We start from the raw sequence: 11,075 nt of genomic DNA, 5'->3' as shown, positions 1-11,075 counted from the left end.
TGAAGCCGTCCCATCGAATAATCTTTCAACTTCCTTACGTCTTTGTAAGGTAGGATGCAAATATGATTTTTACAGAGGTGCCTACGCCGACTTCCGAATCCAGCTCAATTCGATGACCGAGACGGTTACTAATTTCTTGAGCAAAATACAGCCCCATACCGGTCGATTCCCTGTATTGGCGACCATTATCTCCCGTATAGAACGGTTGAAACACACGTTTCCGATCTGCTAGAGGAATTCCGATACCATGATCACGGATTTCCAGAATCGCTTCTTTCCCCCTTACATAGGAAGTAAAGATGATCTTCTGATTGGAATCCGCAGAGTACTTAATTGCGTTGGTGACGACTTGTCCAATCATAAAGGAAAGCCACTTGGCATCGCTCTCGATGGTTAATCCTGACTCTACCAGCAGCTCTGGATACACTTTATTCCCTATAAAGAGGCGTTTATTTTCATGAATAACATTTTCAACAATGCCTCTAAGCGAGACAGACTCGACCTGAAAATCACGCTCGAACGTTTCTAAGCGAGCTGCGTATAGTACGGTTTCTAGTCCCTTCTCCATTCGAGCTGTTTCCTCAAGAATGCTCGCGGAACGCTCGTCATCAGCCTCCTCCATCATGAGACGGATGACAGATAAGGGTGTCTTCATCTGGTGAACCCACTGATTCATGAAGGCGAGATGGTCATTGCGGGTCTTTTCTCTTATCGTTAGCAGCTGCCTATAATGTCCGTATTGGGCTTGAAGGAGCTCGTCGAATGCAGATGACAACGGAGTAGAACCGCCACCCTGAATGGAATCATCCAATGTTTCTAGAGGGGCGGTTAGCTTACTATATAGTGATTTGTGACTTATATATCGGTAGATCAAATATCCAGTGAGCAATACAAGACCAATAAATACAGAATAAAGAGCCGTAAGCATATTCTGATAGCCGTCTAGCCAATAAATAAGGAGGACAAGGAACATCTGAACGATATGTAAAATGATGAGTGGAATATGCTCGCGTATAAAAAGCTTCATCTATAAGTCCCTACTGTCCCAGACGATCTGAAGTTTGTACCCCGCACCTCGCGCGGTTTCGACTGCATTTTCTATGCCTATTTCTTGTAGCTTCTTACGCAATCGGGTTATATTCACGTTCAAGGTGTTCTCGTCAACGAATGCTTGATCATCCCATAGCTTATCAAGTAAAGTCTCACGACTGACGACTCTAGGAAATTGCTGAATAAGTGTTTCCAATAAAACGGCTTCTTTCTTCGTTAGCAACGTGCGGCTGCCATTCAATTCAAGCTCTAGCCTTTCCGGATATACGACCAATCCAGCAAGCTTCACAATCCGTTCATCCGTAGGCTGAGCGTATTCACCGTATCCGCGTCTGATCTGGCTCCGAATCTTGGCCATCACGACTTCGAGATGAAAGGGTTTAGTTATATAATCATCTGCGCCATATTCCAGTGCCATCACTTGATCCATTTCACCAGAACGTGCGGATATGAATAGAATCTGACACTTGGACACCGCACGTATTTGTCTACACCAGTAAAACCCGTCGAATTTAGGCAGATTAACATCCATTAGTACGAGATGAGGATCATAGGACTGGAAAAACTCCAGCACACGGTCAAAATCAAGCACCACACCTGTATCATAGCCGGACTTTTCAATGTTTGTCTTGAGTATTGCCGATAGCTTTGGATCATCCTCACAAATCATAATGCGCTGCAATATGTTACTCCTTCCCGGCTTATAGCGCTTATTTCAACTTCTCTTCTACCGATTGGAGCTTTTGCTCCATAGTGCCTTGCTTATCGCGTCGATCATCAATGGTAATTGAAGTGGACACTCTCAGAGCCCCATTCTCGAAGGGAACCTCATGCATTCTCTTAATGACTTCAAGCAAATCATGCAATTCTCCTTCAATGATCGTGCTCATCGGTGTAAGCTGATATTTAATGTTCTCCGCAGATTGCATAAGAACCTGATGAACTTCAGCTACATATTTACTTACACTAGGAGTACCTGTTCCAAGGGGAACAATTGTCACTTGAACGATGGCCATACCATAACCTCCTGTTTAATCCTTAATAAGGACGCGGCTGGGCGACAAAATCGGGTCTAACCGTCTGTTCCTCGAAGGTGCTGTGATTCCATATGGGAGTAGCTGCAGGAGACATCGGTGGTATTAACCATGACCAACGTGCATTAACTGTTCTGTCGTTATCCTGCTCACGCTTCATGAAACGCATAAACTGGTCTGCCGCAGTATGATGATCAACAATGCTTACTCCAGCAAGCTTGAAGGAGTGAATGACGGCCGTGTTTAGTTCAAGCAAGGCCCGGTCCTTCCATAAGGACGTATTCGTCGTTCGGTCCAAGCCTAGAAGATCTGCGATAGCTGGCAGAGCATTATAGCGATCAGTATCTGCTAAGTTTCGCGAGCCGATTTCCGTTCCCATGTACCAGCCATTAAACGGTGCAGCCGTGTAGCGAATTCCGCCTATATCCAATATCATATCTGATAATATCGGTACCGAGTACCATTTTAAACCTAAATCACCAAAGCCTTCAATGCTTCCATGAGTAATGTTAATCTCATTAATTAATTCTGATGGAATTGTAAATAGCTTAGGCTCCCGGCCATTTATCTGAACAACTAGAGGGAGCACATCGAATCTTGTTCCGCGACCCTTCCAACCCAGACGCATACACTGTGCAGTAAAATCGATAGAGGAAGGATCTCCGATGATGCCATCTGTAGTCTCATAACCGGCGTAGCGAATAAGCTGATGGTTCCAAACTCGTATGCTCATCTCACTGGTTTCAGGTGCAAACACAGTAATCAACGGGCGAATACGCCCATTATTGGATGCATGGGCAATATGACGTAGTAGCGCGGCCACTATAGCCTCTTCAGAGTCAGCCTGCCTCTCATCGAACACTTCAAGCGAATCCCAGAACAATCTTCCGATACACCGACTGTTATTTCGCCAAGCGACTTTCGCTCCGTAGGTCAGCTCTTCTAAAGTTTGTTCGTATTGCCCGGTTTCCCTTAAAGCGGTGAGGACTTCAGAAATCCGCTCATTAAGTGCCTCAGGGGATCGTCCAGTTTCTTTGTAAAATAGTTCGAGGAAATGGAGTGCTTCAGCTTCTACTTCTTCGAGCTTTCCGTTGTTAACGATATTAATCATTTTGTGTCTCCTGTTGTTTGTTTACATAATTATATTTATGTAGAATTGTTTTGGGTGTATACATTAAATCAGTTTAAAAGGACTCGGTCAGACTCATGAATGTCTATAGATAAATTCCTAGCTTCATTGTAACAAAATGTCCAGCCCAAACGAAATATTATACCTGAACTTTGTTCCTAGCACCCTCTCCCCTCTCTACGAGATTCATTAACTGAAATTTGGTATACTTGGAAGATAGACTATATGATTATTGAGGGGTTTCCCATGAACCTGCAGAAGAGGAAAGATCGAGAAGAGCTGGACAAGCGCATTCCAAGAATGCCCTGGTATATCGAGAAATTCATGAACTACAAGCTGCCTGATCTCTCTCCCTCCTCTTTATTGGAATACATAAGAGATTATGAGGCTTTCTTATCGTGGTTAATGGCTGAGGGCCTCACGACTGCGGATACAATGAGTAATGTCCCTCTAGAGGATTTAGAGCGGCTACATATGGATAGTGTTGATAATTTTCGCATGTTTCTGGCCACGAAGCGGGACAATGCCAATACTCGTACGACGATATCACGCAAGCTTTCTTCTCTGCGTTCGTTGTTCCATTATTTGAGCCAGATTGCTGAGGATGAGAACTTCTACCCTCTTCTAAAGCGGAATGTAATGGCCAAGGTATCTGTCAAACGAACGCAGAAGCCTAAGGATACCGCAGCCAAGCTGGAAGGAAAGCTGCTTCAGGAGCAGGAAATTATCGAGTTTATTAACTACATTAAACAAGATTATGCCCACGATGTAGCAGCTAACAAGCAAGCGATTTATTCACATGAGTTGAACAAAATTCGCGATAGCTGCATTGTTAGCTTGATTCTTAACTCAGGCTTACGGGTATCTGAGCTTGTTAATCTCAACATCGACGATACAGATTTCAAAAAGCGGCTTCTTTATGTGTTTCGCAAGGGTAAGAATGATGATACTTTCAAGACTCCCGTTTATTTCCGACAGGATGCCGTTCCTGATCTAGAGCAGTACTTAGCACAGCGGGATACTCACTATAAAGCCCCGAAGAAAGAGAAAGCCTTATTCTTAGCCATCGCAAATGGTAAAAAAGAAGGCTCGAGAATGACCAAGCGTGCGATACAAGAAATGGTCATGAAATACGCCAAGCGATTCGGCAAGCCTTATCTTTCTGTACATAAGCTGCGACATTCGTTTGCCACGGACTACTATCTCAGTAATGATCTATACAAAACCCAGGAGCAGCTGGGACATGCCTCACCAGAAACAACACAAATTTATGCTCATCTCACCGACAAAACAATGGCAGAAGCGATTGACCGCAGGAAAGAAGATAGCTAATTCCTGAATGATTTTAGGGTTTTGAGGGTATTTAATGATATTAATTGAATTGATTGGAACGCAAAAAGAGGTTACCCGGTTGTTACGGGTTAACCTCTTTTGCGTTTTTTTATTTGAAGGATTCAATAGCTAAAGCCAGCTTTGTTTGCTCCAAACTGATCTCCTCCACGCTTTCCTTCATTCCATTGTTTAGCCAATACAGCATAATACCAACGATTCCATTGGTTACAAAATCGATAACGATCTCCTCAGTAGGCGTGCTGGGGAGTTGATTTTTTATTGTACGAAGAACTTGATCACGGAAATGGACTTCCGGAAGCATTTTGGCATATAAGGCTGAATAATTCTGGACGTGTGAAAAAAGCTTCACCGCAGATTCGATAGGCTTGTTCAAGACTCGAAAATCTTTCATCGCATCGGTTAAATTAAACGCAGGCGGATTGGCCATCGATTGCTTCAAATCGGTTAGTACCTCATTCGTCATCTCGTCTAAGATATCTTTTTTATCTTGAAAATGTAAATAAAAGGTCGACCGGTTTATGTGCGCCCTCACCACGATATCACGCACAGTAACAGGCTCGTACCCCTTCTCGATCACTAGCTCGATTAGCGCGTCGATAAGCATTTTCCTTGTTCGTATTACTCGAGGATCCATCTTTTTTTATTTTCACCCTCATCTTTATAGACATTATCGGCTCAATGATCTAGTAGTAGACATTTCAACGAACATTGATGTTTGAAATGTTGACTGCACAATTCTACAATTATTATAGACACCATGTTGTTTAAAATCCACCGAGAAAGAAGGAGATTAAGAATGAAATCTACAATTTATTATGGAAAAGAAGATATTCGTGTAGAAGAAAGACCCCTACCGGTCGTTGGAAGAGCTGATGTGCTGGTTAAAAATCTCCGAGCAGGTATTTGCGGAACGGATATTGGTATTTATAACTTCGGCGGTGAACTCTTTAACGTAGCAAGCGGTGATGAAATCGGGCATGAAATGGTTGGGGAAGTCGTAGAAATTGGCCCCGACGTCTCTCCCGAAATAACACTCTGGATGCGCGTGTTCGTTAACCCTTGTACAGCCAAACGATCAGGTTTAGCTAAGGCGAATGCAGCATCGGGCTTCTCTGAATATGTGTTGGTTGAAGATGCTAAACTAAATTACAACATCTATGAAATCGCTCCCAGCATCCCTGCTGAAGCAGCGGTGTTAGTTGAACCTCTAAGTGTAGGTACACATGGTGCCTTTCATTTGCAGCCTCAAGTAGGTGAAAAAGTGGTCGTGCTAGGTGGTGGGACCATCGGAATGTCTGCGGCTGCTAGTTTAATTGCCGAAGGCATCAAGCAAGTTTGTATAGTCGACATAGACGACTGGCGCCTGGAGAAAGCAGCTTCACTCGGAGCATTGACACTTAATTCCAAGAACGAAGACTTAGCACAAGGTTTAATCAACAGATTTGGCTCGCAGACAAACCTATTAGGTATGCAAGTTCCCGATGTAGACTTATACGTCGATGCCGCTGGCGCTCCTGCTCTGTTAAAAGGTGTGATCGCAATGGCCAAACCGAAGTCCAGACTCTCTATTATTGCCACATACAAACAAGAAGTAGCTATTCACCCAGCGATGATCATGATGAACGAATTTAGAATGGAAGGCTCTTGCGGTTACACGCATGAAAATATTACGCAAGTGATCTCGCATCTAACAGAACAAAAAACAAACATCGATGAAATCGTAACCCATGTATTTAAGCTTGATCAAATCGATGAAGCTTTTAAGGTCGCAACACAAGCGAAAGAAGCTATTAAAGTTATTATCGATCTGACTTAATCAATTAACTTCTCCCTTTTCAAACGAAAGAACCGCAATTATGCTGTTGTGGTTCTTTCGTTTTTGTGATTGCGATTTTACCGATTTTAAATTTTTTAACCAATAAAGATACATAACATAAATTATGTTAACAAGATGAATATAACAATATCCCCTATTCGGGGTAATACCAGCGTAGCTGACATCACCCGCAAACGTATGAATTAAATTGGGGATTTACTAATAACCTCGTTATATTCATTTTGAGCATCGGTAATTGCTAGCTTTGAGTATACTTCCACAGATTTTCTGCTTTCATGGCCGGAATAGGTTTGATGGTATTCTCTAGTTTAGCGGATACAGATGTTTTTTTGTACGCATTTTTCAACAAGAACATATGTTTGTTTTTTCTTTTCTTTTGAGCAAATATTTTGTATGATAAAAGAGACATGTTGGTAGTGACTCCTTAAAGTTAGAGTTTTTAATATGCGGCTGATTGGTTGGGTTGAGTTCGGTATTGCATTGGACTCAGCCTGCCAATAAAAAGTACAAGAAACACCCTCAGCGAGTAAGTGAACAAATTCCCCTTCACGCCTTCGTTTTTATTTTCCCCTCCATCCTCCACTGTACTAAACTAGAGGTAGGTGCAAACATGATTCAATTAACAAACCGCCAGGCACGGCAATTTCTGTTATTGAAGCACGGGCTGTTGGGCGAATATCAATTTACCGGAAAGCAGGGAGTATTGGATTTTGTGCGACAGGTCGGTTGTATTCAATACGATCCCATCGATGTTTGCGGAAAAAACGCCGAATTGGTGCTACAATCGCGAATCAAGGGATTTACCAAGGGAATGCTCGCCGAGTTGCTGTATGAGGATAGAAGCCTTGTCGATTATCCCGACAAGAACCTGGCCATTATCTCTGTCGAGGACTGGCCGTATTTTGAGCGATACAGGCAAGCCGCCAGACAACATGCCGAACGCTATCCCGAAATGGAAGCATTGACAGCGCAAGTACGAGCTCATATCCAAAGTCACGGTGCACTAAATTCGGATGACTTAAAATTAGATGGAGATTTCTCTTGGCAATCGGCCATCCACTGGAGCGGTGGAAACAATTCATCTCGATCGGTGCTGGAACAGATGTATTCGACGGGTGAGTTGATTATCCATCATAAAAAAGGAACGCGTAAATATTACGATATAGCCAAGAAGTACATACAGCCAAATCTGCTGAATGCATCAGAGCCGCTGGAGGATGAGCTTGAGCATCATAAGTGGCGGGTACTGCGTCGAATCGGCTCTGTTGGTCTCTTATGGAATCGTGCGTCAGATGCATGGCTGAATATATGGGGGTTGAAAGCAGCACAGCGCAACGAGGTTTTTCGCCAGCTATTACACGAAGCTCGCATTGTTGCTGTTGCCGTGGAACAAATGAAGGATATGCTGTACTGCCTCGCGGAGGATTTACTGCTTATTGAAGCCGTTCTGCAAAATCAGGAGCCGAAATTGCGTTGCGAGCTTATTGCCCCTCTAGATAATTTCATATGGGACAGAAAACTTATCAACGAATTGTTTGGCTTCGATTACACCTGGGAGATTTACACGCCTGCAATCAAACGAAAATTCGGCTATTATGTGCTGCCTCTATTATATGGAGAGAGCTTCATTGGACGAGCCGAGATAATCGTGGAGCGAAAAACTGGAACACTCGTTGTTAAAAACATCTGGTTCGAGAACGGTGTGAAGCAAACAACGCAATTGCGAACAGCCTTGAACAGTTGTTTCCAAAAGTTTGCGTTATTCAACGGGTGTGATACGATTTCGGCAGAGTCTATGAACTGATATTTCCTGTATTTGTATAGAGAAAATAAAGTTGTTTTCTTTTGAATTAAAATAATAAGAGCCTTACTACAGTTCGTGTGTAGTAAAGCTCTTTCAAGTTGTTAAAACTATTAGATACAATTTTGACTACTTTGGCTCTTATTCTTTTTCTTTACGGATAACATGAAAATCACTCACTGTGTATCTGCCTGCATTAACTTTGAAAGTAATTTGAAACTATGTCCGACGAAGTATGATCTTGTGTTGTAACTCTTCCTTCAAGTATGAACTCTTGTTGGGGATACGAATCCGATCTTCTGATCGGCAATATATGAGTGCTGGCGATGGCAAAGTTATTATTATACCTTCTTACTAAGTACGCTCACGATCTTAGGACGAAGTTCGAAAATAAGGATCTCTTCCAAGCACTTACTTTGAACATCTGCATTATACTTAGTTGGTGACTCTTCGTTGTAAGCTTCAGCACAATCCATTACTGTAAAATTGGTTACCCCTATTGCACAAATCAATATAATTTTGTTTACTGTACCTTTCCACGACAAGGGAATTAGCCTCCATCATTTTTTGGTTATTATACCCAAGCGGCTATCTAACTATCCTCCCGTTACATAAACAAACGAAAAAAGAGCTGCCGACTAGCAAGCCCCTCAGCTATCGTTCCCCGTTAATGCAATACTGTATTTTTCTTAAGCAAGTCTTGGTAATTAGGAGGAAAGTCCGATTTTTTTGGACCTTTTAAATGTTCATAAGTCACGAGCTTAACATTCACTAATGGGGAAACTTCAAATGTAAAAAGGTCTTCGCCAACAGGAATGTGAGGACCCACAGTAGGGTGTGCATGAAGGGTAATTGATAACGTATAACCTCGAAATCCATTTAATCGATCTGTCTTTGTTACATCCACGAAATAAGGATATAATTCTGGGGCGGCATTTAACTCGTAAGCGTAAACTTCTGAAAGTTTATCGTTCATATATGGAAGTAAAAACAGCGTCAGCATGTCTTGAAGCTGTAATTCCCTGGAGTCCAAAGCTGGTTTTTTTATTTTTGCACTTGACACTTGCGGCATAAGCACCAGTGAAATAATAACTAAGATAATCATTATTATCTTTTGTCTCATCCCTGTACCTCTTCCTTACATACGCGTTTTCTAAGCTGATGCATAAACTGACGGAACTCTGGCTGATAAGCCATTATATCGCCATATAGAATATAATCACCATCTAGGTTTAAAGATTCTAGTTCGCCTGATTTCAACAAAATTATCATACGAGGGGATCCCCCTTTTGGAGCAGGCTGTCCAAGGTGGGATTTTATATCCTTATTACTAACCTTGCTTAGAATCTCAATGAGGTTTTGAATTTCGTCTGGTGTGAGGTCCTTATGAGAAAAAACTCCCCACTTAGCCTCAGCCGATTTAACTTCATCTTTATGTAAACGAAACAACTTCAATTCATATCCGTCAATTTCATGGCGATTGTAAAATGCAGTAGAATCAGTAGCCGAATTTGTTTCTACGGAGAATAACAAACAGAACAAAACTAAAAACATTCGCATATCATCACCTCTAGAGTATTATTTCTGGTTAAAAAAAATACATTCATTTTCCTCAAGAGGTGATGTTAACCACGCGTTGCCAAACTAACCTCCGCTGTCCGTTACTATAATGAAAAAAGAGGAGTTGCATCTCTGCAAGCTCCTCCACTATCGAGTCCCGTTAATCAAAAGATGTATCATCATTAACTATAATCTTCAATTAATGATATCTTTCCTTCTTTCATTCCAAATACTGACTTGCCTGTTAATTGAAGCTTATCACCAATCTTTAATCCGTTAGGCAAATCAACAGCCAGTATGGCTTCATAATCAATGTGTATTTCTACTCTATCATTAAAAGCACTGTAATTGGTAATTGTCTGACGACGACTAGAGAAAATCTTTGACGACTTTTCTGCCAGTTCTTTAAACTCTTGTATTCCGCTGGTCTCTGCGTTAATTTCGCCATTGGAAATATTTCTAAACAACATATCCTTATGTAAAAGTGTTACCATTCTCTCGACATCAAATGAATTGTAGGCCTCAACATAATTTTCGATGATTCCTTGGGTTTCTTCATTAATCATAAATATGCTCCTCTCTTAGGTTGTGATCTATACATATTCTTTAGAACTGATCGGTTTTCCTTTATTCGAAACTAGGCGGCTGCTATTGCACCTCTTTCGTTTTTATGATTGCGATTTTACCGATTTAGATTTTTCCAACATGGATTTTACATAATATAAATTATGTAAATAACAGAACACGCTATTTATTTATTGTTCCTTCGTTGATTAACCTTTTTTTATCCTTCAAAGAAAAAACTCCAGGCACCCAAAGCTCTAAATGTCCGTATCCACCAATAATATCTTCATTAACTTGATAGACGGAAGCGTAAATTTTCATTCCTGTTTTTTGTTTTTCTTTCAGCAAGTAGGTTGTAATATAAATTTCTTTATCCACATACGGCTTCAAATCAACAACACCTGCGATACTTGGATCCAAGCTTTTTGTCTCTAGCCTTTCTTTGCTAATTTTTTCTTCAATATGCCAATCAAACGACTCAATGTATTCAATAGGATTAACATTTTTCTGCTCAGTTGTTTCTTTACTGCAACCAATCAGGAACACAAGACAAAAAACTGCAAATAAAACAATAATTTTCTTAATCGAAATCCACACCCTTCATTTTCCATTTAGATATGAGACGTTAAGACCCACAAGAAAGGTTGCAGTGATTCAACTATTCTGCCCGAAGCTCGGCAACATGCCGTAAAAATCAGACTTGTCATTACAATGCAAAATGAATTCGTCATTTGTATTCGTGTTGTA

13 protein-coding genes are annotated in these 11,075 nt (G+C 41.3%); 3 read left to right on the top strand and 10 right to left on the bottom strand.

The features are described 5' to 3' along the window. Positions 1-34: 34 nt before the first annotated feature. The 4 genes from KCTCHS21_RS15695 to KCTCHS21_RS15680 are packed head-to-tail and all read right to left on the bottom strand — an operon-like array spanning position 35 to position 3,195. Positions 35-1,027: a sensor histidine kinase gene (locus KCTCHS21_RS15695; RefSeq protein ID WP_130610075.1), complete on the bottom strand. Its 993-nt coding sequence runs from the start codon at positions 1,025-1,027 to the stop codon at positions 35-37. Next, positions 1,028-1,732: a response regulator transcription factor gene (locus tag KCTCHS21_RS15690; RefSeq protein WP_130610072.1), complete on the bottom strand. Its 705-nt coding sequence runs from the start codon at positions 1,730-1,732 to the stop codon at positions 1,028-1,030. Positions 1,733-1,760: 28 nt separating this feature from the next. After that, a complete protein-coding gene (locus KCTCHS21_RS15685; RefSeq protein WP_130610069.1) occupies positions 1,761-2,066 on the bottom strand; it encodes an MTH1187 family thiamine-binding protein in 306 nt (101 codons plus the stop codon). Between the two features lie 22 nt (positions 2,067-2,088). After that, complete coding sequence (locus KCTCHS21_RS15680; RefSeq protein WP_130610067.1) at positions 2,089-3,195, bottom strand: nitric oxide synthase oxygenase; 1,107 nt, start codon at positions 3,193-3,195, stop codon at positions 2,089-2,091. A gap of 264 nt (positions 3,196-3,459) precedes the next feature. Between KCTCHS21_RS15680 and xerS the strand changes: the two genes are divergently transcribed. Continuing rightward, positions 3,460-4,545 (top strand): tyrosine recombinase XerS, encoded by a 1,086-nt coding sequence (gene xerS, locus KCTCHS21_RS15675; protein WP_130610064.1) that lies wholly within the window; start codon positions 3,460-3,462, stop codon positions 4,543-4,545. A 109-nt stretch (positions 4,546-4,654) separates the two neighbouring features. Here the strand turns inward: xerS and KCTCHS21_RS15670 are convergent, their stop codons facing one another. Beyond that, the gene (locus KCTCHS21_RS15670; protein WP_162309335.1) at positions 4,655-5,170 is read right to left on the bottom strand and encodes a TetR/AcrR family transcriptional regulator; all 516 of its coding nucleotides are present in this window, start codon (positions 5,168-5,170) and stop codon (positions 4,655-4,657) included. A gap of 192 nt (positions 5,171-5,362) precedes the next feature. Here KCTCHS21_RS15670 and KCTCHS21_RS15665 point away from each other — a divergent pair, with 192 nt between their 5' ends. Continuing rightward, positions 5,363-6,382, top strand: coding sequence for a zinc-dependent alcohol dehydrogenase (locus KCTCHS21_RS15665; protein WP_130610058.1), 1,020 nt, complete (start codon positions 5,363-5,365; stop codon positions 6,380-6,382). A gap of 631 nt (positions 6,383-7,013) precedes the next feature. Beyond that, entirely contained in the window at positions 7,014-8,207 is a 1,194-nt protein-coding gene (locus KCTCHS21_RS15655) for a winged helix-turn-helix domain-containing protein (protein ID WP_130610055.1), read from the top strand. A gap of 338 nt (positions 8,208-8,545) precedes the next feature. Here KCTCHS21_RS15655 and KCTCHS21_RS15650 read toward each other — a convergent pair whose 3' ends face one another. From KCTCHS21_RS15650 to KCTCHS21_RS15630, 5 genes are all read right to left on the bottom strand, one after another. Continuing rightward, a complete protein-coding gene (locus tag KCTCHS21_RS15650; protein ID WP_130610052.1) occupies positions 8,546-8,749 on the bottom strand; it encodes a hypothetical protein in 204 nt (67 codons plus the stop codon). Between the two features lie 122 nt (positions 8,750-8,871). Continuing rightward, positions 8,872-9,327 carry a DUF3888 domain-containing protein gene (locus KCTCHS21_RS15645; protein ID WP_130610049.1) on the bottom strand — a complete coding sequence of 152 codons (456 nt, stop codon included), beginning with the start codon at positions 9,325-9,327 and terminating at the stop codon, positions 8,872-8,874. Further along, the gene (locus tag KCTCHS21_RS15640; RefSeq protein WP_130610046.1) at positions 9,324-9,758 is read right to left on the bottom strand and encodes a hypothetical protein; all 435 of its coding nucleotides are present in this window, start codon (positions 9,756-9,758) and stop codon (positions 9,324-9,326) included. The genes KCTCHS21_RS15645 and KCTCHS21_RS15640 overlap by 4 nt, the downstream gene beginning before the upstream one ends. A 188-nt stretch (positions 9,759-9,946) precedes the next feature. Next, on the bottom strand, positions 9,947-10,330 hold the full coding sequence (locus KCTCHS21_RS15635; RefSeq protein WP_130610043.1) for a nuclear transport factor 2 family protein: 384 nt from the start codon (positions 10,328-10,330) through the stop codon (positions 9,947-9,949). Positions 10,331-10,511: 181 nt separating this feature from the next. After that, entirely contained in the window at positions 10,512-10,925 is a 414-nt protein-coding gene (locus KCTCHS21_RS15630) for a DUF4830 domain-containing protein (protein ID WP_130610040.1), read from the bottom strand. Positions 10,926-11,075 lie beyond the last annotated feature (150 nt).

The organism is Cohnella abietis (genome assembly GCF_004295585.1).
Classification (GTDB): Bacteria; Bacillota; Bacilli; order Paenibacillales; family Paenibacillaceae; genus Cohnella; species Cohnella abietis.
Note: the sequence above shows the minus strand (reverse complement) of the source record. Positions and strands in the feature narration are given on the sequence as shown.